18 protein-coding genes are annotated in these 22,638 nt (G+C 60.6%); 6 read left to right on the forward strand and 12 right to left on the reverse strand.

Annotated elements, in window-relative coordinates:
- Window positions 1–44: 44 nt before the first annotated feature.
- Together ACZ9W6_RS00200 and sbcD are read right to left on the reverse strand one after the other, a co-directional pair.
- Complete coding sequence (locus ACZ9W6_RS00200; RefSeq protein WP_465189027.1) at window positions 45–3,449, reverse strand: AAA family ATPase; 3,405 nt, start codon at window positions 3,447–3,449, stop codon at window positions 45–47.
- On the reverse strand, window positions 3,446–4,666 hold the full coding sequence (gene sbcD / locus ACZ9W6_RS00205) for an exonuclease subunit SbcD (protein WP_465189028.1): 1,221 nt from the start codon (window positions 4,664–4,666) through the stop codon (window positions 3,446–3,448). The genes ACZ9W6_RS00200 and sbcD overlap by 4 nt, the downstream gene beginning before the upstream one ends.
- A 191-nt stretch (window positions 4,667–4,857) precedes the next feature.
- On the opposite strand from sbcD, the gene ACZ9W6_RS00210 reads away from it, so the two are divergent.
- The gene (locus tag ACZ9W6_RS00210) at window positions 4,858–5,967 is read left to right on the forward strand and encodes a methyl-accepting chemotaxis protein (RefSeq protein WP_465189029.1); all 1,110 of its coding nucleotides are present in this window, start codon (window positions 4,858–4,860) and stop codon (window positions 5,965–5,967) included.
- 129 nt (window positions 5,968–6,096) lie between these two features.
- Entirely contained in the window at window positions 6,097–6,972 is an 876-nt protein-coding gene (gene yghU / locus ACZ9W6_RS00215) for a glutathione-dependent disulfide-bond oxidoreductase (protein ID WP_465189030.1), read from the forward strand.
- 86 nt (window positions 6,973–7,058) lie between these two features.
- Here yghU and hppD read toward each other — a convergent pair whose 3' ends face one another.
- The gene (gene hppD, locus ACZ9W6_RS00220) at window positions 7,059–8,144 is read right to left on the reverse strand and encodes a 4-hydroxyphenylpyruvate dioxygenase (RefSeq protein WP_465189031.1); all 1,086 of its coding nucleotides are present in this window, start codon (window positions 8,142–8,144) and stop codon (window positions 7,059–7,061) included.
- A 557-nt stretch (window positions 8,145–8,701) separates the two neighbouring features.
- Here hppD and ACZ9W6_RS00225 point away from each other — a divergent pair.
- Both ACZ9W6_RS00225 and ACZ9W6_RS00230 read left to right on the forward strand, forming a co-directional pair.
- Window positions 8,702–10,489 (forward strand): S8 family peptidase, encoded by a 1,788-nt coding sequence (locus ACZ9W6_RS00225; RefSeq protein WP_465189032.1) that lies wholly within the window; start codon window positions 8,702–8,704, stop codon window positions 10,487–10,489.
- Complete coding sequence (locus ACZ9W6_RS00230; RefSeq protein ID WP_465189033.1) at window positions 10,486–10,935, forward strand: hypothetical protein; 450 nt, start codon at window positions 10,486–10,488, stop codon at window positions 10,933–10,935. The genes ACZ9W6_RS00225 and ACZ9W6_RS00230 overlap by 4 nt, the downstream gene beginning before the upstream one ends.
- 82 nt (window positions 10,936–11,017) lie before the next feature.
- Here the strand turns inward: ACZ9W6_RS00230 and ACZ9W6_RS00235 are convergent, their stop codons facing one another.
- The 6 genes from ACZ9W6_RS00235 to ACZ9W6_RS00260 form a co-directional block, all read right to left on the reverse strand.
- Window positions 11,018–12,433, reverse strand: a complete 1,416-nt coding sequence (locus tag ACZ9W6_RS00235; protein ID WP_465189034.1) for a coniferyl aldehyde dehydrogenase — start codon at window positions 12,431–12,433, stop codon at window positions 11,018–11,020.
- A gap of 64 nt (window positions 12,434–12,497) precedes the next feature.
- Window positions 12,498–13,763, reverse strand: a complete 1,266-nt coding sequence (locus ACZ9W6_RS00240; RefSeq protein ID WP_465189035.1) for a D-amino acid dehydrogenase — start codon at window positions 13,761–13,763, stop codon at window positions 12,498–12,500.
- Between the two features lie 3 nt (window positions 13,764–13,766).
- Window positions 13,767–14,162 carry a YchJ family protein gene (locus ACZ9W6_RS00245; RefSeq protein WP_465189036.1) on the reverse strand — a complete coding sequence of 132 codons (396 nt, stop codon included), beginning with the start codon at window positions 14,160–14,162 and terminating at the stop codon, window positions 13,767–13,769.
- A 115-nt stretch (window positions 14,163–14,277) separates the two neighbouring features.
- Complete coding sequence (locus ACZ9W6_RS00250; protein ID WP_465189037.1) at window positions 14,278–14,424, reverse strand: FeoB-associated Cys-rich membrane protein; 147 nt, start codon at window positions 14,422–14,424, stop codon at window positions 14,278–14,280.
- A 24-nt stretch (window positions 14,425–14,448) separates the two neighbouring features.
- Window positions 14,449–16,296 (reverse strand): ferrous iron transporter B, encoded by a 1,848-nt coding sequence (gene feoB, locus ACZ9W6_RS00255; RefSeq protein WP_465189038.1) that lies wholly within the window; start codon window positions 16,294–16,296, stop codon window positions 14,449–14,451.
- On the reverse strand, window positions 16,293–16,568 hold the full coding sequence (locus tag ACZ9W6_RS00260; RefSeq protein ID WP_465189039.1) for a FeoA family protein: 276 nt from the start codon (window positions 16,566–16,568) through the stop codon (window positions 16,293–16,295). Before ACZ9W6_RS00260 ends, feoB begins: the two co-directional genes overlap by 4 nt.
- Window positions 16,569–16,769: 201 nt before the next feature.
- Between ACZ9W6_RS00260 and ACZ9W6_RS00265 the strand changes: the two genes are divergently transcribed.
- Window positions 16,770–17,825, forward strand: a complete 1,056-nt coding sequence (locus ACZ9W6_RS00265) for a hypothetical protein (RefSeq protein WP_465189040.1) — start codon at window positions 16,770–16,772, stop codon at window positions 17,823–17,825.
- Window positions 17,826–17,873: 48 nt separating this feature from the next.
- Here the strand turns inward: ACZ9W6_RS00265 and clpX are convergent, their stop codons facing one another.
- Genes clpX through tig form a run of 3 tightly spaced genes read right to left on the reverse strand, consistent with a single transcriptional unit; the run spans window position 17,874 to window position 21,125 of the window.
- Window positions 17,874–19,148 (reverse strand): ATP-dependent Clp protease ATP-binding subunit ClpX, encoded by a 1,275-nt coding sequence (gene clpX, locus ACZ9W6_RS00270; protein WP_465189041.1) that lies wholly within the window; start codon window positions 19,146–19,148, stop codon window positions 17,874–17,876.
- Between the two features lie 14 nt (window positions 19,149–19,162).
- Window positions 19,163–19,792 (reverse strand): ATP-dependent Clp endopeptidase proteolytic subunit ClpP, encoded by a 630-nt coding sequence (clpP, locus tag ACZ9W6_RS00275; protein ID WP_465189042.1) that lies wholly within the window; start codon window positions 19,790–19,792, stop codon window positions 19,163–19,165.
- A 25-nt stretch (window positions 19,793–19,817) separates the two neighbouring features.
- Window positions 19,818–21,125 carry a trigger factor gene (gene tig, locus ACZ9W6_RS00280; protein ID WP_465189043.1) on the reverse strand — a complete coding sequence of 436 codons (1,308 nt, stop codon included), beginning with the start codon at window positions 21,123–21,125 and terminating at the stop codon, window positions 19,818–19,820.
- 278 nt (window positions 21,126–21,403) lie between these two features.
- Between tig and ACZ9W6_RS00285 the strand changes: the two genes are divergently transcribed.
- Window positions 21,404–22,600 (forward strand): vWA domain-containing protein, encoded by a 1,197-nt coding sequence (locus ACZ9W6_RS00285; RefSeq protein ID WP_465189044.1) that lies wholly within the window; start codon window positions 21,404–21,406, stop codon window positions 22,598–22,600.
- Window positions 22,601–22,638 lie beyond the last annotated feature (38 nt).

Raw genomic sequence — 22,638 nt, forward strand, 5'->3', positions numbered from 1 at the left:
CCTTGCGGCCAACCTTGTCAGCCAAGGTTGGCCGCAAGCCTGGTTCAGCCATGTACCTGCAACGTCGAGCAGCCGAGGCCGCTGCCTTTTTTCACCACGATCTGCACCGGGATGCGCTGTTTCAACGCCTCGACATGGCTGATCACACCTATGCTCTTGCCGCTGGCGTTCAGCGCATCCAGCGCATCCAGCGCCACCTCCAGCGTGTCGGCATCCAGCGTGCCAAAGCCTTCATCCAGAAATAGCGAGTCGATCGAGGTCTTGTGGCTGACCAGATCGGACAGCGCCAGCGCCAGCGCAAGGCTGACGAGGAAGCTCTCGCCACCGGACAGCGTGCGCGTGTCACGACTGGCATCGGCCTGCCAGGTATCGACAATCGCCAGCTCCAGTTCGCCACCGGCCTTGCGCTGCAACTGGTAACGGCCATGCAGCCGCAGCAAATGGCGGTTGGCAAGGTGGATCAGATGATCCAGCGTCAGGCCTTGGGCAAAACGGCGGAATTTGTCGCCCTCTTTCGAGCCGATCAGGCTGTTCAAGCGCTGCCAGATATCTGCATCGGCGCTCTGCCGCGCCATCGCCGCCAGCAAATCCTGCTGTTGCCGGCTGCGCTCGGCATCATCGGCCAAGCGCGCCTGCAAGCCGCCATGCTCGTGCTGCAAGCTTTGCACCGTGCTTTCCAGTGCGGCCAACTGCGTCGCCAGTGCCTCAGCACCGAGCGGACTCAGCGCTTGCGCCTGCAAACCGGCCAGCGTCGCCGCCGTACTTTGCTGCAAGGCCTCGTCCCGCGCCAATTGCTGCTGCAAGTCCTGCAACTGCTGCTGCAGCGCGGCCTTGTGCTCAGGAGTCAGCAAGGCCTGCTGCCAAGCGGCCACGTCGGCAAACTCGCTGGCGGCCAGGCTGTCTTGCCAGATTTTGGCTGCGGCCTCGGCTGCCGCGCTGGCCGTTTGCCACTCCTGCGTGTGCTGTTCCAGCTGCGCGCCCAGTTGCAGCAGGGATTCGTGACTGGCAGTCAGCTGCATTTGCGCTGCCGCAAAATCCTCAAGCGCCAAGGCTGCCGGCGTAGCCAGCTGCTCGCCCTCGCCCCTGGCCTGCCACTGCGCAAGGCTTTGCTGCGCCTCGCTCAGGCGCTGTGCCGCCCGTTCCTGTGCAAGCATGACATCAGGCAGCTGCGCATTTTTTTGCGTCCACGCCTGATAGTCCTGGCTTCTTGCGGCCAACCACTCTTCGGCTGACTCCCCATCCTGCCAGCCGGCCAAAGCCAGATCTTGCTGCAAGCCTTGCCAGTCGGCCAGCTGCTTGCTGGCCAGCGCTTGCGCCTCTCGCTGTATTTCCTGCAACGCGATTTGGGCGCTATCCAGCGCCTGCTGCTGCAATTGCTGCTGCGCCTGCAAGGCTTCGCAGCGACGCACGGCGGTATGGTCTGCCTCACTGGCCACGGAGACCTGTTGCGCCAGATCTTCAGCGTTTTGCAGTCGCTGCTGGCTGGCGTCGGCCAGCTGCTGCGCCTGCTGCCAGTCTTGCTGCAGCGCCGCTGCATCCTGCCAATCGCTGTTGGCAGCACATTCCTCTGCGGCTTGCTGCCACGCCGCCAGCTCACGGGTAAAGCGGTCAGTCAGTGAGGACAGCTGCTGCTGTTGCTGCCCGATGATGGCTTGCAACCGGGCCTGTTGCGCACGAGCGGCCTGGCCGGTAGCGGTCAGTGCCTCCAGTGCTTTCTCTTTTTCAGCCAGCGCCGCTGCCGTCGCATCGCTATCGAGTGCCTGATAATCGGCAATCGCCGGATGCTCATGACTGCCGCACAGCGGGCACGCTTCGCCAGGCTGCAAGGCCGCGCGATGCTCGCTCAGGCTGCGAATCAGCTGCTCTTGCTGCAACAGCTTGCGCTTGTCGTCGAGCTGGCTCTTGAGCTCGCGGTGCTGACGCAGCAAGTCAGCCAGCGTTTGCTCCATGCCTGGCAAGTCGGCAAGGTTGGCCGCAAGCTGCCGCTGCAGCGCGTCTTCCTCGGTCTTGAGCTGCGCCAGCGGCAAGGCCAGCTGCCACAGCTGCTGACGCGATTGCGCCTGCTGCCGGGCCTGCTGGCTGATCGTGCGCAGCGCGGCCAGACTCTCGCCTCCAAGGCAGGTATCCAGCGCCTGCTTCGCCGCGTGTTGCCTGTTCTGGCTTTGTTCGCGGGTAGCAATCGCTGCTGGCAGCTGCGCGGCGATAGTGGCAAGCGCTTGCTGCGTCTGTTGGGCGATTGCTTGTTGCGAGCCGACTTTCTGCTGTTGGCTATCCAGCGCCTGCTGCCCCGCGCGCCAGTTTTTGAGGCGCACTTTCCATTCACCCAGCTGATCGCCCAGCGTGGCAAGCTGGCTGTTTTGCGCCAGCCAGTGTTGCAGGCTTTGCAATGCGCGGGCTGCTGCGGCCTCGTCCTGCTGCGCCGATGTGAATCGCGCTTTGGCGGCTGCCCAGACACGGCTTAGCTGCTGATGGTAAGCACTGGTTTGCGCCTGCACGGCGGCCTGGCTGTCCTCTCTGGCCGCAACTCGCTGCGCCAGCGCCTTGTGGCTTTGCTGCCAGACCTGCCATTGCGGCAGGATCAGCTCTGCCGGCAGGCTGACGGCCAACTGCTGCCGCTCGGCCTCGGCCGCTTGCCAGGCTTGCCTGCTGCCGGCGAAGCTGGTCTCGGCGCGCGCCGCGGAGCTGCCGGCCTCATCCAGCCGCTGCCGCCACTGCCACTGCTCGCGCACCGCTTGCGTGCCGGCCTGCTGTGCAGCCAACTCTGCTTGCAACACCGACAACCGCGCCGTCATCGCCTCGCGTTCGTCAGCTGGCAGCAAGGCCATCCCTTCGGCGCGGGCCTGCAGCTGCTCGACCTGCTGTCGCGCCTCGCGTGCGCGCTCGAATACCTGCGCCGAAATCTGGCCGTAGATATCGGTGCCGGTCAGCTCTTCCAGCAGCTCGGCGCGTTCGTTGGCACCGGCATTCAGAAAAGCGGCAAAGCCACCCTGCGCCAGCAGCATGGACTTGGTGAAGCGGCCAAAGTCGAGGCCGGTAATCGCAGCGATACGGCGCAGCTTGTCGTTTACCTGGCTACTGAGGATGTTGCCGTCGCCATCGGCCAGCTCGACGCGCGGGGCCTGCAGTGCGCCGTCCACCTTGTCGCGTGCGCGGCGCTGGCTCCAGAAGGCGCGGTACACCTGACCTTTGACTTCGAAAGTCACTTCTGCCAGACAGTCGCTAGTGTGGCGGCTCATGATGTCGTTGGCCGAGGCCGACACCGTTTTCAGCCGCGGCGTCTCGTGATACAGCGCCAGACAAATCGCGTCGAGCAAGGTCGATTTGCCGGCACCGGTGGCGCCGGTAATCGCAAACAGGCCGTTATCGCGAAACGGTGCCTCGCGAAAATCTATCGTCCACTCGCCCTGCAGCGAGTTCAGGTTTTTCAGTCGCAATGCCAGGATTTTCATGCTTCGCTCTCCGTCAGGCTTTGCACCACCTCTCGGTAACGCTGCTGCAGGGCTTCCCGACTCGCCTCATCCAGCGTCTCCAGTGCCAGCCGGCGCGCAAACACATCGTCCGGGCTCAGCTCATCCAGCGTTTCATTCAAAGTGGAGGCCATTGCCTGGCCTTGTTGGCCGCGTTCGCGCCGCAGGCGCAGCACCTCGACCGGCAAGCCCTCGCACAGCGCCAGCACCCGGCTCTGGATATCACTGAGGTAATCGTCTTCCTGCACCAGCACCTCCAGCCACACCGGCTGTTGCTCGCGGCCCAGGCTGGCGGCTTCACGAATCTGGCTGGCGAGACTGGCAAGATTGCCGCGTACACTGCGTAAATGCTGGAAACACGGCACTGGCACTGCAGTCACGGTCTGCAAGCCATCCTGATTAACCTCGACCAGCAGCATTTCCTTTTGCTGCGAAGCCTCATCAAAACCCAGCGGAATCGGCGAGCCGCAGTAACGGATGTGTTCGAAACCGCCGACTTTTTGCGGGCGGTGAATGTGGCCAAGCGCGATGTAGTCGGCCGGCGGAAAGGCCTTGGTCGGAAAGGCATCGAGACTGCCGACGTAAATTTCGCGCACCGACTCGCTGCTGCTGGCACCGACCGTGGTCAGGTGGCCGGTGGCGATGATAGGCAGCCGCACACCGGATGCCTCGCGCCGTGCCAGCGCTGCCTGATGAACCAGCTGGTATTGCATCTGGATCGCCTGTTGCAGCGATTGCTGCTTTTGTTCGGCACTCTCGCCGGCGCGGCTTTGCAGCACATCGCGCGGACGGATGAAGGGCAAGGCGCAGACCAGCGCGCCGGCACTGCCATCCTTTTGCTTCAGGCACACCACCATGTCCTCAGGCGTGGCCGACAGCGCCGGCATCACCGTCACGCCCAGCTCGGCCAGCAAGGCACGGCTTTCGTCCAGCGTGGCGACCGAATCATGGTTGCCACCGAGGATCAGCAGCGACACCGACAGATTGCGCAGACCCAATACCAAGCGGTGGTAAAGCTCGCGTGCATAGCTGGGCGGCGCTCCGGTATCGAACACATCGCCGGCGATAATGACCGCGTCGATTTGCTGACGCTCTACCTCGGCCAGCAGCCAGCTGATCAGTGCCTCATGCTCGGCGTGGCGGTTCTTTCCCATGAAATGCTGGCCCAGATGCCAGTCGGAGGTGTGCAGGATGCGCATTGGCCTTACCTGAAATGCAAAACGCCATTTTAACTGGCTTGCGTCCGGGCTTGAACCTGCCATTTCGGCACTATCATGGCGATGCCATTTAGATTGAGCGCAGGATTGCTTGAAACTGCATTTAAAATACTTGAACCCCGATGTCCTGAGGTAAGATCAGCGTTTGACGCAAACAATAATGTGGTGGAGATATGTTCGGACAAGGCAAAAAAATCGCCGCACTGGAACAGCAGCTATCGCAGGCTGCCAATGACAACGCCAGACTGCAGGACGAAATCGGCAAACTGCGCGAGCAACTGAGCGCACGCGAACTGCAAGTGCAGGAAATCAGCAAGGAACAGGACAAGCAGCAGGCTTATCGCCAGCCGTTCGGCCACTTCTGCGACAGCACTGCCTCGATTCGCGCCTCGTTCGCCGAGCTGGCCAATATGCTGGAAAACCGTTTTGTCACCGCTACCGAGGCCGTTTCCAGCCTGCACCACACCCGCACCGCGGTAGACACCCTGTCCGACAGCTTCCGCAATATTGCCGACGCTCAGCAGCAGACTGCCACACAGATGGATGTGCTTAACAGCAAGACCGCGCAGATCCGCCAGTTTGTGCAGCTGATCAAGGACGTGGCCGACCAGACCAATCTGCTGGCGCTGAACGCGGCAATTGAAGCCGCGCGCGCCGGTGAACAGGGTCGCGGCTTTGCCGTGGTGGCCGACGAAGTGCGCAAGCTGGCCGAACGCACCGCCGTGGCGACCAACGAGATTGCCAGCCTGGTCACCGAGGTGGAAACCGCCTCGACCTCGACCAAATCCCAAGTCGAAGACGCCGCCGCCAAGGCCGAGCACTATCGCCACACCGGTGAAGAAATCGCGGTATCGATCAAGAAGCTGGTGGCCGACAGCGAGGATATGGCCAATACCATCGCCACCGGCACCAATACCAGCTTCATGGAAGTGGTAAAGCTCGACCACATCGTGTTCAAGCTGGACATCTACAAGGCCTTTATCGGCTATCACCAGCTGTTGCCGGACAGTCTGGTCGGCAACCGTAACTGCCGTCTGGGCAAATGGTATTACGAAGGCCGTGGTCATGAAGAGTGCCGTGGCAGCAGCGCTTTCGCCAGCATCGAAGCGCCGCACGAGCGCCTGCACGAACACGGCCGCAAGGCACTGGAAGCCTTCTACGCCGGCCGGCTGGATCAGGCAAGCCAGGCGCTGCAGGCAATGGAAAGTGCGTCCGACGAAATCATGCATCACCTGACCGTGCTGGAAAAAGAACAATGCCAGCATCGCCTGCACAAGGGCTGAGTCGGGTGAGTAGCTTAAGATGACAAGGCGGCAGAACAGAATGTTCTGCCGCCTTGTGCTTTTATGCCCGGCAAATGCCACCACCTGCCAGCCATGACCCGGCCCCTTGCGGCCAACCCGGAGAAACCCATGAGTGATCAAGCGACCCCGTACACCCCGCCAGCCGTGTGGCAATGGGAACAGGCCAATGGCGGCCAGTTTGCCAGCATCAACCGTCCGATTGCCGGTTCCACCCACGACAAGGTGCTGCCGCGCGGCAAGCATCCGCTGCAACTGTATTCGCTGGCCACGCCCAATGGCCAGAAAGTCACCATCATGCTCGAAGAGCTGCTGGCGCTGGGCATCAGCGCAGCCGAGTACGATGCCTGGCTGATCCGCATCCACGAGGGCGACCAGTTTGGCAGCGACTTTGTCGAGGTGAATCCCAACTCCAAGATCCCTGCCTTGCTCGATTGCAGTGGCGGCAAGGAACAGCGCGTATTCGAGTCCGGCGCCATCCTGCTGTATCTGGCCGAGAAGTTTGGTGCCCTGCTGCCGCAAGATCCGGCGGCGCGCACCGAGTCGCTGTCATGGCTGTTCTGGCAGATGGGCAGCGCCCCTTATCTGGGCGGCGGTTTTGGCCACTTCTATGTCTATGCACCGGAGAAATTCGAGTACGCGATCAACCGTTTCAGCATGGAGGCCAAGCGCCAGCTGGATGTGCTGAACCGTCGTCTTGCCGACAACGACTATCTTGCCGGCAGCGAATACAGCATTGCCGACATCGCCATCTGGCCGTGGTATGGCGCGCTGGTGCTGGGCAATCTCTACAATGCCGCCGAGTTTCTCAGCGTGCACGAGTACCCGCACGTCTTGCGCTGGGCACAGCAGATTGCCGCGCGCCCGGCGGTGCAACGCGGCCGTATGGTCAACCGCACCTGGGGAGACGTACACGAGCAGCTGCACGAGCGCCACGATGCCAGCGACTTTACGCTGCGTACACAAGACAGGTTGGCCGCACAGTAGTGCGCTGCCTGCCTTGCGGCCAACCTTGGCAGCAAGACGCAAAAAAAGCCGGTGCGCTGCACCGGCTTTTTTCATTACAGCCCTGATCAGGCAGTCTCTTCGACCTTCAGCGTGCCACGGATGATCTGGTCGCGTTCCAGCGATTCGAACAAGGCCTTGAAGTTGCCTTCGCCAAAACCGTCATCGCCCTGACGCTGGATGAATTCGAAGAACACCGGGCCCAGTGCCGGCTGCGAGAAGATCTGCAGCAACAGGCGCGGCTTGCCGCCTTCGGTAGTGCCATCCAGCAGGATGCCGCGTGCCTGCAGCTGATCTACCGGCTGGCCGTGACCCGGCAGACGGGTTTCCAGACCCTGATAGTAAAAGTCGTTCGGCGCGGTCATCAGTGGTACGCCAGCCATCTGCAACTGATCGATGGTGTCCATCAGATTGTCGCTGAGCAGTGCAATGTGCTGGATACCTTCGCCGTTGAACTGCATCAGGAATTCTTCGATCTGGCCATTGCCCTTGGACGACTCCTCGTTCAGCGGGATGCGGATCTTGCCGTCCGGCGCGGTCATCGCACGCGAAGTCAGGCCGGTGTATTCGCCCTTGATATCGAAGTAGCGAATTTCGCGGAAGTTGAACAGATGCTCGTAGTAGTGACCCCAGAACGCCATGCGGCCACGGTAAACGTTGTGGGTCAGGTGGTCGATCACCTTCATGCCGTAGCCCACCGGATGACGCTCGACGCCTTCGATGAACTCGAAGTCGATGTCGTAGATGGACTTGCCATCTTCGAAACGGTCGATCAGGTAGATAGGCGCACCGCCGATACCCTTGATGGCTGGCAGACGCAGCTCCATCGGGCCGGTCGGGATCTCGATAGGCTGGGCACCGAGTTCCAGCGCACGGGCATAAGCCTTGTGCGCATCACGCACGCGGAAAGCCATGCCACAAGCGCTCGCGCCGTGCTCGGCCGCAAAGTAGGCGGCGTGGCTCTTCGGCTCGCGGTTCACGATGAAGTTGATGCCGCCTTGACGGTACAACACCACGTCTTTGGAGCGGTGACGCGCCACCAGGGTGAAGCCCATTTTTTCAAACAATGGCTCGAGCACGTTGGCCGCCGGCGAGGCAAACTCAACAAATTCGAAACCCATCAGGCCCATTGGATTGTCAAACAGATCGGCCATGCTTCTCTCCTGTCGTGATGTGTGATGGCTCATTAGCAGTTTTTGCCGCCAGGTCATGCCTGGCAGTCATGTGTCTGTGGGCGCGTCATGCAGCCCTGTTGCGAGCAAAAGTATATGCCGGACATGACAAGATATTGTTGCGTTTTTCGGCAAATTTTGTCGGTAAATAAGTTAAACAATCTTTAATTTTCAAAAATTGAAGCATAAAGTTTCATAGCCATCACATCGCAGTGCAGCAAGTGGCAACATTAGCCCTTTGCCGGGGCTCGGATGAGCACCTCTGCCGAGCCTACCCCCTGAATCTGCCTGCCCGTCTCAGGCCGCAGTACCCTTGCGCCCGCTTCACAATTTTATGATGTGTATATTTGCATCAATTCTCATTAATGTTTACGTCATTAATTTTTCTTTTCGATCAATAATTTAAAACATATAAATTTAAATTTAAATGTTATTTCTATAGGTTAATCTTGGAATTTGATTGCCTACATTCGCCATAAAACTCTAATCTGATTGCGCACATTGTCAATGTGCATACAACACTCAAAATAGAGGAAAGAATGAAACCACATTCAACTGGCATGGCCGTCGCCCTGGCGCTGGCTGCACTGACGGCCCAGAGCGCACTGGCCAATACACCACTCCCGGCTGGCGATCCGCTGGCCAACCAGCAATGGTTCTTGAAAAATACCGGCCAGACCGCGTTTTCCGGCAGTGCCGGTGTCGCCGGCATTGACCTGAATCTGGCAGCCAGCCACACCCGCAACATCCTGGGCAGCGGCGTGACCATTTCCATCATTGATGACGGCCTGGAAATCGCCCATCCCGACCTGGCAGGCAATATCGTGGCCGGCTCGTGGAACTTCCTGACCAATACCGCCGACCCGACGCCCACCGCTGCCTCCGCGTCACACGGCACAAGTGTCGGTGGCATTGCCGCCGCAGTGGCCTACAACAATCTCGGCGGCCGTGGCGTGGCACCTTCTGCCCGCCTCAAGGGCTACAACTATCTGGACGCACAGGACAACGAATCCTTCCTCCATGCCCACGGCCGCAAGAGTGGTGACCCATTGCCCAATGGCGTAAACGCCAGCCGCGTCTTCAACCAGAGCTACGGCGGCAGCCCTACGGTTTCCCGCAGCGGCGATGTCAGCAGCGACCTGACCCTCGCCCTGCGCGAGCAGCTGTATGAAGATGTCACCCGTCTCAGTCACGCCGGTCGCGGTGGCCTGTATGTGAAATCCGCCGGCAACGGCTACACCCGCATCAGCTCTGGCGGCAATCGCCTGTCCGGTGTCTCCGGCAATAACGGTCTGCCATTCCAGAATGCCAACATCGACCCGGGCAACAGCAATTACTGGAACCTGGTTGTATCGGCGCTGAATGCCAGCGGTGTGCGTTCGTCCTATAGCTCGGTCGGCAGCAATGTCTTGCTGACCGCCCCGGGCGGCGAATACGGCACCACCTCGCCGGCGATGGTGACTACCGACCTGCGCGGTTGCGCCCGTGGCTATAACGTCAACACCGCCGTCTCGGCCAACACCCTGCATGGTGGCGGCGCACTCGACCTGAACTGCGACTACAACGGCGTAATGAACGGCACTTCGTCTGCCGCTCCGGCCACCTCCGGTGCAGCAGCGGTGGTGATGTCGGCCAACCCCAACCTGACTTCGCGTGATGTGCGCAATATCCTGATCCGCACCGCACGCCAGGTAGATGCCAACCGCGCAGCCATCAATCTCAGCTTCGCCTCGCTGACCGGCGTCAGCCAGACTTACCAAGCCATTCCGGCCTGGCAGAACAATGCTGCCGGCCTGCCCTTCCACCAGTTCTACGGCTTTGGTCTGGTTGATGTTGACCGTGCGGTGAATCTGGCGCAGAACTACACGCCGCTGCCGGCACAGGTACAGACAGCCTGGACCCGCACCACGGTTAACCGCGCGATTCCGGACGCCAATGTCAACGGTCTGTCCAGCACTTATACCTACAACGAAGACCTGACTGTCGAGGCGGTACAGGTATTGGTGGATGCGACGCATCGCCGCGTCAACGATCTGGCCGTCGAGCTGATCTCGCCGTCCGGCACCCGCTCGGTACTGATGACACCGCGCAACCACATGGTTGGCGAGACCCGCGGTTTCAACAAGCATCGCCTGCTGTCCAACCAGTTTTACGGCGAGCCGGCGCGTGGCGTGTGGACGCTGCGCGTGATTGACACCAATGGCGGCACCTACCAGTACACCACCCAGGCTGGCAGCAATGCCGCCCAGACCGTCACCCTGAACAACGCCAGCGGCAGCCTGGTCAACTGGTCGATCCGCTTTATCGGCCATCGGAGCGCACAATGAAAACCCTGACCCTGATCGCCCTGTTCGCCCTGGCGGCACCGGCCATCGCCAACCCTAACCTGACTCCGAGCGGCACGCCGGTCGTGGTTAACGGCAAGACCTTCTACAAGCAGACGGCCAAGCCGACCCAGCAAAACGGCGTCAACACCCGCAGTGCACGCAGCCTCAACGCCGGCCTCGCGCGTGGCGATGTGCTGCTGGCACAAGGCGAACTGGTGGCATCCACTGTCAATGGCAATGTCTTGCTGCGTCTGGCCAAACCTGCCGACGAGGCAGCCGTGTTCAAGACCTACGGCTTCACCATCAAGCACCGCTCGGGCGGTATCCTGCTGTTGGCCGCACCGGCCGGTGCCGATCTGCAGCAACTGCAGACCCGGCTGGCCGCCGACAGTCGTATCAAGCAAGCCCAGCTCGAGCTGGTAACGCCTGATGCGCAACCGCAGTAAGTCAGCACCCGGCAAACGCTGAGTGCCGGACGAAAAATGCCGCCCTTTCGGGCGGCATTTTTTGCCACATCACCACACGCAATCAGCGCCCCAACATCAGCCGCAGCAGACAGTTCACCACCTTTCCATACGGCGCACGGGTCAAAGCCGTTGCGGCCAACCTTGACTGGTAAAACACCGGCTTGAGCTTGCTGAAAGTCACAAAGCCCTCGTAGCCGTGGTAATGCCCCATGCCCGAGGCGCCGATGCCGCCAAACGGCAGCTGATCTTGCGCCACATGCAGCAAGGTATCGTTGACCGTTACCCCGCCGGCGTGGGTGTGCTGCAAGACCTGCTCGATCTCGCGGCGGCTGCCACTGAACAGATACAGCGCCAGCGGCCGCGGCCGGGCATTGATATAAGCCAGCGCGCCCGCCAGATCACGATAGCTGATTATCGGCAACAGCGGCCCGAAAATCTCGTCCTGCAGCAAACGGCAATTGTCAGGCGCATCCTCAACCAGCGTCAGCGGCAGCTTGCGGCTGGCCGCCAGCGCCGCTGCATCATCACGGGTCAGCTCGGTAATGCGCGCGCCCGCGGCCCTGGCTTCATCGCGCCACTGACACAGGCGCAGATAATGGCCGTCACTGATGATGGCGCTGTAGTCAGGGTTGGCCGCAACAGTCGGATAAGCCTGCAAGGCTTGCCGTCCGATCTCCGCCAGCAGCGCGGCACGATCATCCTCGTGCACTAGCAGATAATCGGGTGCCACGCAGGTCTGACCGGCATTAAGCAACTTGCCGGCGACAATCGCCGCCGCCGCGCGTGCCGGATCAAAACCCTTGCTGACCAGCAAGGGCGATTTGCCGCCCAGCTCCAGCGTCACCGGCACCAGGTTGGCCGCAGCCACCTGCATGATCTTGCGGCCAACGCTGGTCGAGCCGGTAAACAGCAGATGGTCGAAAGGCAAGCCGGCAAAAGCCTGCGCCAGCGTCACATCGCCGTTGTAGACGCGCACCACATCCTCGCCCAGATATTGCCGGCACAGGCGCTGCAGCAAGGCCCCGCTGTGTGGCGACAGCTCGGACATCTTGATCATCACGCGATTGCCGGCCGCCAGCGCCGAAGTCAGCGGGCCGATGGCGAGGAAAATCGGGTAATTCCACGGCACCATGATGCCGACCACGCCCAGCGCCTGCGGCCGCACCTCGGCACGCGCCGGCCAGAACCAGTGTGACACGCCACGCCGCTGCGGCCGCATCCAGCGCGCCAGTTTACGTCGCGCCAGTTTTACGCCTTCGAGCGCCGGAAACAGCTCGGCCAGCCGGGTTTCGACACTGCTGCGCTGGCCAAAGTCGGCGGCCACCGCGGCTACCCATTCTTGCTGATGTTGCTGAAGCATGCTGGCAAGGCCGGCGAGCCAGCGCCGGCGCGTAGCAAGGTCTGCAGGCTGCGCCAATTGGCGCAAGGTTTCGAGGTCGGCAAGCAGGCGGGGCTGATCTTCGGCAACGGGATTCATGGCAGGATTCAAACAGTCGTTCATCGGCTGACTGTAAACTCCGCCACGCAAATTGTCAGCAAGACTAACGCTGCTCGGCGTAGAGAAAGCCCGGCAGCGCGTCTTCGCCACACAGTCGTGCGGCCAGAATATCGGCACTGCCGCAAGCCATGGTCCAGCCCAGTGTGCCGTGGCCGGTATTCAGCCACAGGTTGGCCGCAGCATGGCGGCCGATATACGGAATCGCCGAGGGTGTCACCGGGCGCAGGCCGGCCCAGAATTCGACCGGTGCACGATCATTTAGCTGCGGAAACAGCTCGCGGCTGCGTGCCTCCAGCAAGCGGCAACGCACCGGATTCAGGCTGCGGTCAAAGCCGTTGATCTCGGCGGTGCCGGCCACCCGCAGGCGATCGCCCAGGCGCGAGAACACCAGTTTGTATTCGTCATCAATCAGACTGACCTGCGGCGCGATACTGTCCGCGCCAAGGCTGAAGGTTGCCGAATAGCCCTTCACCGGATACAGCGGCAGGCGCACGCCAAGGTCTTGCAGCAAGTCCGGACTGTAGCTGCCGGCCGCCAGTACGAATTCGTCGGCCACCAGCCGCTCGCCCGCCACCGTGTGTACGGCTACGATGCGGCCACGCTGATGTTCCAGCCGTGCAAATTCGCAATCAAAGCGGAACTCGACGCCGGCCTCGCGACAGCGTGCGGCCAACTCCCGGCTGAACACATGCGCATCACCCGACTCGTCGGCACAGGTGAAGTCGCCGCCCACCAGCCGGTCCGCTATCGCCGCCAGCGCCGGCTCGGTGGCCACGCATTCGGCGGCATTCAGCGGTCGCCGCTCGCAGCCCTGCGCCACCAGCAATTGTGCGGCTGCCAGACCTTTGTGATAGGCCGCGGTATTGGTGTAAATGTGCAGGATGCCGCGCTCGAGCTGGTGATAATGCAGGCCGCCGTGCTGCGCCAGTTGCTGGCGCAGCTGCTTCAGGCATTCGCGGCTATGCAGCGCCAGCCGTACGATATGCGGGATATTGGCACGATAGCGGCTGGCGCGGCATTCGCGCAGGAATTGCCAGGTCCAGCGCCATTGCGCGGCGTCAGCACGCAGCCGAAACAGCAGCGGCGCGTCCTCCTTGCCCAGCCAGCGCAGCGCCTGCCACGGCGCACGCGGATTGGCCCACGGCTCGGCATGCGACACCGAAATCTGCCCGCCATTGGCAAAGCTGGTTTCCATCGCCGCCTGCGACTGACGCTCAAGCACCGTCACGCGAAAGCCGCGCTGCGCCAGATACCAGGCGCTGGTCACGCCCACCACGCCCGCGCCGAGCACCATCACCTGCTTGTTCATGCTTTAGCCGATCTCGCCATCCAGATAGCGCCACTGACCATCTTCGCGAATGAAACGGCTGCGCTCGGCCAGCTTCAGCGCGCGGCCGCTAGCCTTGTAACGTGCGACAAACTCGACCACGCCTTCGCTGTCCGCCTCAGCACCCGCTTCGCGGCCAACGATGTCCAGACCCAGCCACTTGACCGGATCTTCGGCCAGATTCAGCACTGGCGGGCGCGTGGCACTGGCCCAGCTGGCCAGCAGATACGCTTCATTACCCTGCACATAGGCGGTGTAACGCGAGCGCATCAGCGCCTCGGCCGTCGGCACGGCAGCACCGGCGTGATAGCGACCACAGCAAGCTTCATAAGCCAAAGGTTGGCCGCAAGGGCATGGCGTCGGCGATGACTTCTTTTTCATGACTGTCTGACAAGATGCAAAGCGGTGGTTTTAAGAGATTGCGGCCAACTTGTCCAGCCACAAAAGCGCAAGGGCCTGTCAAAGACAGGCCCTTGCGGCGTTAAACAGCGGATGGCTAATGACAGCTGCCGCCCTTGCACTTGCTGCAACTGCCGCAAGCCGACGCGGCTTCGCGCCGTTTGGGCAGATAGCGCCTCAGCAGATACAGCACCGCCACCGCGCCGATCAGGCCGACGATGGCCATTTGCAATGTTTCACTCATCTCGATTCCTTTCCTGAGCAAGGCTTATTTGAGCCAGCCCGCTGACAACTGGTGCACCAGCAAGGCCCCCAGATAAGCGAGCACGAACAGATGCGTCGTGAACATCACGGTTGCACGGCGCGAGTTGGTCTCGCGGCGCACCACGGCAATGGTCGACAGGCATTGTGGTGCGTAGACAAACCACGCGAGATAGGCGAGCGCCACCGGCAGACCCCAGTCATGCGCCAGTGCCGTACCCAGCGCCGCCTCGCCGCCAACCGCGTACACCGTCGCCAGCGCACTGACGGCCACTTCGCGCGCGGCCATCGCCGGAATCAGCGCGATACACATCTGCCAGTTGAAACCCAACGGCTCGAACAAGGGCTGCATGAACTTGCCCAGCATGCCGGCGAAGCTGTACTCGATGGCCGGCAGCGTGGCATTGGCCGGCGCATGCGGAAAGGTCGCCAGAAACCACAGCACGATGGACAAGGCCAGAATCACGGTACCGACGCGGCGCAGGAAGATCCACGCCCGCTCGCGCAAGCCCAGCAGGAAGTGATACAGATTGGGCCAGCGATAATTCGGCAACTCAAGCAACAAGGGAAATGCCGCTTCGGCTGATTGCTTCTTGCGCACCACCCACGCCACCAGCGCGGCACTGGCAATACCGGCCACATACAGTGCAAACAGCACCAGACCTTGCAGATTGAACATTCCCCACACGGTTTGCTGCGGGATGAAGGCGCTGATCACCAGCGCGTACACCGGCAGCCGCGCCGAGCAGGTCATCAGCGGGGCTGTCAGAATGGTAACCAGCCGCTCTTTCGGGTCGGCAATGCTGCGGGTGGCCATGATACCGGGCACCGCGCAGGCAAAGCTCGACAGCATCGGGATGAACGAGCGGCCGGACAGGCCGACGCCACGCATCACCCGATCTAGCAGGAAAGCCGCGCGCGGCAGATAGCCGGAGTCTTCGAGCGCCAGAATGAAGGCAAACAGGATGATGATCTGCGGCAGGAAAACCAGCACGCCGCCCACGCCAGCAATCAGCCCATCCACCACAAAGTCATGCAGGATGCCGGCCGGCAACAAGCCGCCCACACTCTCGCCCAGCCAGCCGATGCCGGCATCAATGCCATCCATCACCGGTGCCGCCCAGGCAAACACCGCCTGAAACATCATCAGCAGGGTCAACGCCAGTATCAGCAGACCCAACACCGGATGCATGACGATGCTGTCTAGCTTGTCCTGCCACTTTGGCGTTTGCGAAGAGCCACTGACGCACAGGTCTATCAGCTGCTCGACCCGACCATACGCCGCCTCGATACTGTCCTGACGCTCGGGCAGAACCAGGGTTGCCGTGTTGCGATCAACACCTCTGTCCTGCACCTCCTGCATGGCGGCCAGCAAGTCCTGACAACCGTTCTTGCGCACGGCGATAGTCTCGACCACCGGCATGCCCAGCTGCTGCGACAGCATGGCAGTGTCGATCACCACGCCACGACTACGCGCCACATCGGCCAGATTGAGTACCAGCAACATCGGCTGGCCCAGCTGCTGCAGTTCGAGCACCAGACGCAGGCCAAGGCGCAGATTGCTGGCGTCCACTACCGCCACCAGCACATCGGGGCGCACCTCGCCGGCCATTTCGCCCAGAATCACGCGCCGTGCGACCTGTTCGTCAGGCGAGGCCACATAGAGGCTATAAGTGCCCGGCAGGTCGATCAGCTCGGCCGCGCCACCTGTCAGCGCTAACGGGCCGCTGCGGCGCTCGACCGTTACGCCGGCGTAGTTCGCTACTTTGGCGCGAGAGCCGGTCAGACTGTTGAACAGTGCGGTCTTGCCGCAATTGGGGTTGCCGATCAGCGCAAAGCGCAGCCCCGCGCTCATGCGGCGCTCACCGGACGGGTCATGATCTTGGCGGCTTCATCACGGCGCAGGCCAAATTTGGTGCCATTGATGCTGACCGCAACCGGGTCGGTGCCAAACAAACCAAAGCCGATCACCTTGAGCACGGCACCTGGCAGAAAGCCAAGCTCTTTGAGACGCAGGCTGACATGCTGATCCATCTCGCCAAAAACGCTTGCTTCCAGCAGTTCATGCACCTGTACCACTGCGCCCTTGGCCAGTTGATGCAAAGGTTTGATTGCAGGATCTGCCAATTTGTTGGATTTTTCTGGCATTTTTACACCGCTAAACGAAAGTAATTATTGTTAGCGTATCAATTGACGTAATGATTTACAAGGGACTTAATTGAGCCAGGACAAACCCGCTAACAATTCCGCACCCGCTCACTCTGCACTGTCATGTGCACGCAACCAAACCGTCATACGTTCGCCATCGGTTAGCGCAATCATGGCGGGATGAGTGCTCACACCCCACCTCCGCCCCGTCACCCCCTGCACGGGACACAAGCCCGTGTCGAAGCGATTGGCGACAGCAGCAAGCTCTACAAGAACGGCCTGCTGACCCGGCTTGCCTGCGATATTGGCGGCCAACGTTTGCTATCCGCGCGACAGGATACTTTCAGTGAGCTGGACAGCCCGCGCTTCAGCCTGCGTGCCGAGCTGTTAATGCTGGCACCCTCCGGCAGCGATCGCGAAGCGCTGGCCGCCATTTGTACTGCCAGCCGCCTGGATCGCAGCATCCTGCTGGATAGCCCGCTGGCCGGGCCTGATTTGCATTCAGATGCGCTTGTCCGTCATCTGCCGCTGCTGACTGCTGCTCATATCGAGACGCAGGATGGTCTGCCGCTGGTGCTGCGCCATCTGCATCCGCAGCTGCAACCGGCCTTGTGCACTCAACTGGCCAATCAGGGCTGGCAGCTGGCAGCCGCCGGTGCCATGCACGCAGCCAATGCCACCGAGCTGCATACGAGTAACAATCTTTATCTGCGGCACGACCTGACACTGAGCAATGATGACTGCCAGCTGCTTGGCAAAACACTGCTGGACGAAGACGATCTTGCACGGCTGCACTGGCTGAGCAGCCAGAGCCAGATCAAGTCCATGCGCCAGTATTTACCGGGTTTCCTTGATTACTGCATGCAGGACGCGGACTGCCAGGTATATGCCTTGCGTCTTGGCCGCAAACTGGTGGCAATGATGATTACCCGGCGTGCGGCCAACCTTGTCAGTCTGCTGGCGCTGGCTTGCGACCCCACCCTGTCGCCGGCTTATGCCGCCGAGCGCCGCCTGTTGGCACGCATGTATCTGGATGCGCTGGAAAGTGACGCCACCCTGTTGTATCCGCTGGAACTCGAAAACTATTGCCGTTTGCGCGGCATTGGCACGCTGCCGATGCAGCATGCCTTTTTGCTGAATCATTTGCCCGCACGGCAAAGGTTGGCCGCAGCAGGCTTGCTCGACTACCTGCGCCAGCAAGCTGCCACGCCAACAGCCAGATCTGCCGGCAAATAAAAAAGGGTGCCTAGGCACCCTTTTTTATTTGCAAACCACTCTTGTCGATCAGGCCGACTCGGCTTCTGCCTTGCCATCCTGATAGATGAACAGCGGCTTGTCGCCCTTCTCGATAACCTTCTCGTCGACCACCACGCGGACCACATTGTCCATCGACGGCAGTTCGTACATGGTATCGAGCAAGGCCCGCTCGAGAATCGAACGCAGGCCACGCGCACCGGTCTTGCGGATCATTGCCTGTTTGGCAATCAGGCGCAGCGCCGACGGGCGCACTTCCAGCTCAACCTCTTCCATCGAGAACAGGCGCTGGTACTGCTTGATCAGCGCATTCTTCGGCTGGGTCAGGATGTTGACCAGCGCTTCTTCGTCCAGCTCTTCCAGCGTCGCCACTACCGGCAGACGGCCGATCAGTTCCGGAATCAGGCCGAACTTGATCAGGTCATCCGGCTCGACATCCTGGAACAGCTCGGTCAGCGACTTGCCGTCTTCACGCGAGCTTACTTCGGCGCCAAAGCCGATGCCACCCTTTTCGGAACGACGACGAATCACCTTGTCCAGGCCGTCAAATGCGCCACCGCAAATGAACAGGATGTTGGTGGTGTCAACCTGGATGAATTCCTGGTTCGGATGCTTGCGGCCACCTTGCGGCGGTACCGAGGCAACCGTGCCTTCGATCAGCTTCAGCAAGGCCTGCTGCACGCCCTCGCCCGATACATCGCGGGTGATGGACGGGTTTTCCGACTTGCGGGCAATCTTGTCGATCTCGTCGAGGTAGACGATGCCACGCTGCGCCTTCAGCGGATCGTAATCACACTTCTGCAGCAGTTTCTGGATGATGTGCTCGACATCCTCGCCCACATAACCGGCTTCGGTCAGTGTAGTGGCATCGGCAATCACGAACGGCACATCCAGCAGCTTGGCCAGAGTTTGCGCCAGCAAGGTCTTGCCGGAGCCGGTCGGGCCGATCAGCAGGATATTGCTCTTGGTCAGCTCGACATCGCCTTCTGCCGGCGGGTTGTACAAACGCTTGTAATGGTTGTACACCGCCACCGACAGGGTCTTCTTGGCAGCTTCCTGACCGATGATGTGCAGATCCAGCGTTGCGCGGATTTCCTGCGGCGTCGGCAGGCGCTGGCCATTACCGGTGCCATCAGCGTTCTCGCCGATCTTGGCCTGCAGCTCTTCACGAATGATGTCGGTGCACAGATCAACACATTCATTGCAGATGTAAACCTGCGGACCGGCAATCAGGCGCTGCACTTCATGCTGGCTCTTGCCGCAGAATGAGCAGTACAGCAATTTGTCGCTGTTCTTTTCAGCCATTATTCCTATCCCGCTTAGGCTGCTTCGCCGCGCGAAGTCAGCACCTTGTCTACCAGACCATAGGCCATTGCCTGTTCGGCAGACATGAAATTGTCACGCTCGGTGTCCGCCTGGATCTGCTCCAGCGGCTGGCCGGTATGTTTGGCCAAGAGCTCGTTCATCAGCAGCTTGGTCTTGACCAGCTCGCGAGCGTGGATCTCGATATCGGTCACCTGACCGCTCAGACCGCCACCGTACAGCAGCGGCTGGTGAATCATCACACGGCTGTGCGGCAGGCTGAAACGCTTGCCCTTGGTACCTGCCGACAGCAGGAAGGCACCCATGCTGGCCGCCTGGCCAATGCACAGCGTGGAGATGTCCGGCTTGATGAAGTTCATCGTGTCGTAAATCGACATGCCGGCGGTAATGGAGCCGCCCGGAGAATTGATATACAGATGGATATCCTTGTCCGGGTTTTCCGACTCCAGAAACAGCATCTGAGCAACCACCAGATTGGCCGACTCATCGGTGACTGGCCCTACCAGGAAAATGATGCGTTCCTTCAGCAGGCGGGAAAAGATGTCATAGGCGCGCTCGCCACGACCACTCTGCTCCACCACCATGGGCACCAGCCCCAAATTTTGCGGTGCAATCATCGAATTCATCGACCTCTCCGGTAATCGTTCAATATCAGCCGTTGTTTGCCATCAGGGCATCAAACGACAGTTCCTTCTCGACAACATTGGCACGAGACAGCACAAATTCAACCACGTTGTCTTCCAGAACCATGGAAGTCGGGCCTTCCAGACGCTCTGGGCTGTCGTAGTACCACTGCACCACGTCGGACGGCTGCTCGTAGCTGTCGGCAAACTCTTCAACCAGTGCCTTCACTTGCTCGGGCTTGGCTTCCAGCTGGTTGGCGGATACCACTTCAGCCAGGATCAGGCCCAGAGCCACACGGCGCTCGGCTTGCTGGGTGAACAGGTCGGCCGGCAGCGGCAGATCGCTGACCTTCATGCCACGCTGCGCCAGATCCTGACGAGCCTGGTCCATCAGGCGGCCAACTTCCAGCTCGACCAGTGCCTTAGGCAGATCGATCGGAGTAGCATCCAGCAGCGCCTGCATTACAGCTTCCTTGTTGCGGGCGGTCAGGCGACGCTTCACTTCACGCTCGACGTTCTTGCGGATTTCAGCACGCATTTTCTCGATATCGCCATCAGCGATACCCAGTTGTTTGGCCAGCTCTTCGTTGATTTCCGGCAGAACGGCTTCAGCCACGTTCTTCACGGTGATTTCGAAGGCAGCAGTTTTGCCGGCTACGTCCTTGCCGTGGTAGTCCTCAGGGAAGGCTACGGTCACGGTAGCGGTTTCGCCTTCTTTCAGACCTTTAACGCCGTTTTCGAAGTCAGCCAGCATCTGGCCCTGACCCACAACAAACGGGAAGTTATCGGAGGAACCGCCTTCGAAGGCCACGCCGTCGATGGTACCCTTGAAGTCGATGATGACGCGGTCGCCTTCGGCAGCAGCGCGCTCAACGCGGTTGAAACGGGTACGCTGCTTGCGCAGGATGTCGATGGTCTTGTCGATCTCGGCATCAGTCACTTCGGTAGAAGCTTTTTCGATTTCCTTGCCAGCCAGCTCGCCTACCACGATCTGCGGGTAAACTTCGAATACGGCAGCAAACTTGAACTCTTCTTCGGAAGCTTCGCCTTCGGCGGCTTCAAAGCGCGGGTAGCCGGCTACGCGCAGCTTCTGTTCGACAACGGCCTTGTAGAAGCTCTGCTGAACCTGTTCGCCCAGTACTTCTTCACGAATCTGGAAACCATACTGCTGCTCAACGATCTTGGCCGGAGCTTTGCCTGGACGGAAACCCTGGATCTTGGCGGAGCGAGCAACGCGCTTCAGGCGCTCGGCGATCTGGGTGTCGATAGCTGCCTTAGGCAATGCAATATTCATGCGACGCTCGAGGCCGCTCAGTGTTTCCAATTGTACTTGCATGTCCAATCCTTAGATGAAAGGGGTGGGAGATTAACCTGAGATTGCAGGCAGAAGCACCGGCCTGAGCCACGCGGCTCAAGGTCTTCCGCACCGATTCCGGAGTAAACCTGACTGAATAAAACTGGCAATACGGCCAGCATTACTGGCAGGACAACCAAACAGGCGGCCAGTATAGCACGCAGATATCAAATGAACAGTGCAACGGACGGGCTGCCAGCCGCCTGCAACCTTGCGGCCAACATGATAAGCTGCGCCTCGTTGCCTACATTTTCCGCCTCATGTTTCTGCCTTTTTTGCATGCACTGCGCCAAGCCGGCATTCCGGTTTCGATACGCGAACACCTGACTCTGCTCGAGGCCTTGTCCCATGATCTTGGCACCGGCTCGCTGGACGATTTTTATCACCTGTCACGCACGGTGCTGATCAAGCACGAACAGCACTTTGACCGCTTCGATCGCGTCTTCGCCCATTGCACGCAAGGCCTTGCGCTGGAGCTCGAAGACCTGCAAACCGCCATTCCGGAAGAATGGCTGCGCAAGCAGATCGAGAAGTATCTGAGTGAAGAAGAGAAGCAGCAGCTGAATGCATTGCCGTGGCAAGAGCTGATGAACAACTTGCGCCAGCGCCTGGCCGAACAGCACGAACGTCACCAGGGCGGCAACAAGTGGATAGGCACCGGCGGCACCAGCCCGTTTGGCGCCTACGGCTACAATCCGGCCGGCATCCGCATCGGCCAGGATGGCTCGCGCCATCGGCGTGCGGTCAAGGTCTGGGACAAGCGCGAATTTCGCGATCTGGATGGCGAGGCGCGCCTGAACAAGCGCAATCTGCAAATGGCGCTGCGCCGCATGCGCGAGTTTGCTCGCGAAGGCGCCAGCGAAGTTCTCAACCTGCCGCAGACCATACGCGACACCGCCAGCAATGGCGGCATGCTGAAACTGGCGATGGAACGGGAAAGGCATAACAGCACCAAACTGGTCGTGCTGTTCGATATCGGCGGCTCGATGGATGACCATATCCACGCCTGCGAAGCCCTGTTCGGCGCCATCCGGCTGGAATTCAAGCATCTGGAATTCTATTACTTCCACAACTGCCCCTATGAGTCGCTATGGCAGGAAAACCAGCGCAGGCACGACAGAACCACCCCGACCAGCAGCATGCTGAATACCTATGGCAGCGATTACAAACTGCTGATCATCGGCGACGCCTGCATGAGCCCTTACGAAATTGCCTACCCCGGTGGCAGCGTAGAGCACATGAATGAAGAGTCAGGTCAAGTCTGGCTGCAGCGGATACTGGCACAATTCCCCAGGGCTGCCTGGATCAACCCGCTGCCAGAAACAGAATGGCGCTATTATCAATCGGTCGACATGATTCAAAAAATCATGCAAAACCGGATGTTCAGCCTGAGTACTGAAGGCCTCGACAAAGCCGCAGCCTGCCTGCGCCAGCCCGTCCATGCCAACAAGACCTGAATCCTGACGTGTCCGCCCCTATTCACCGCAGAGTGGCT

This window comes from Vogesella lacus, assembly GCF_979366295.1.

Coding starts and splice junctions, on each gene's coding strand:
- ACZ9W6_RS00200 (WP_465189027.1), bottom strand. CDS start 3,449: ATGAAAATCCTGGCATTGCGACTGAAAAACCTGAACTCGCTGCAGGGC.
- sbcD (WP_465189028.1), bottom strand. CDS start 4,666: ATGCGCATCCTGCACACCTCCGACTGGCATCTGGGCCAGCATTTCATG.
- ACZ9W6_RS00210 (WP_465189029.1), top strand. CDS start 4,858: ATGTTCGGACAAGGCAAAAAAATCGCCGCACTGGAACAGCAGCTATCG.
- yghU (WP_465189030.1), top strand. CDS start 6,097: ATGAGTGATCAAGCGACCCCGTACACCCCGCCAGCCGTGTGGCAATGG.
- hppD (WP_465189031.1), bottom strand. CDS start 8,144: ATGGCCGATCTGTTTGACAATCCAATGGGCCTGATGGGTTTCGAATTT.
- ACZ9W6_RS00225 (WP_465189032.1), top strand. CDS start 8,702: ATGAAACCACATTCAACTGGCATGGCCGTCGCCCTGGCGCTGGCTGCA.
- ACZ9W6_RS00230 (WP_465189033.1), top strand. CDS start 10,486: ATGAAAACCCTGACCCTGATCGCCCTGTTCGCCCTGGCGGCACCGGCC.
- ACZ9W6_RS00235 (WP_465189034.1), bottom strand. CDS start 12,433: ATGAATCCCGTTGCCGAAGATCAGCCCCGCCTGCTTGCCGACCTCGAA.
- ACZ9W6_RS00240 (WP_465189035.1), bottom strand. CDS start 13,763: ATGAACAAGCAGGTGATGGTGCTCGGCGCGGGCGTGGTGGGCGTGACC.
- ACZ9W6_RS00245 (WP_465189036.1), bottom strand. CDS start 14,162: ATGAAAAAGAAGTCATCGCCGACGCCATGCCCTTGCGGCCAACCTTTG.
- ACZ9W6_RS00250 (WP_465189037.1), bottom strand. CDS start 14,424: ATGAGTGAAACATTGCAAATGGCCATCGTCGGCCTGATCGGCGCGGTG.
- feoB (WP_465189038.1), bottom strand. CDS start 16,296: ATGAGCGCGGGGCTGCGCTTTGCGCTGATCGGCAACCCCAATTGCGGC.
- ACZ9W6_RS00265 (WP_465189040.1), top strand. CDS start 16,770: ATGAGTGCTCACACCCCACCTCCGCCCCGTCACCCCCTGCACGGGACA.
- clpX (WP_465189041.1), bottom strand. CDS start 19,148: ATGGCTGAAAAGAACAGCGACAAATTGCTGTACTGCTCATTCTGCGGC.
- clpP (WP_465189042.1), bottom strand. CDS start 19,792: ATGAATTCGATGATTGCACCGCAAAATTTGGGGCTGGTGCCCATGGTG.
- tig (WP_465189043.1), bottom strand. CDS start 21,125: ATGCAAGTACAATTGGAAACACTGAGCGGCCTCGAGCGTCGCATGAAT.
- ACZ9W6_RS00285 (WP_465189044.1), top strand. CDS start 21,404: ATGTTTCTGCCTTTTTTGCATGCACTGCGCCAAGCCGGCATTCCGGTT.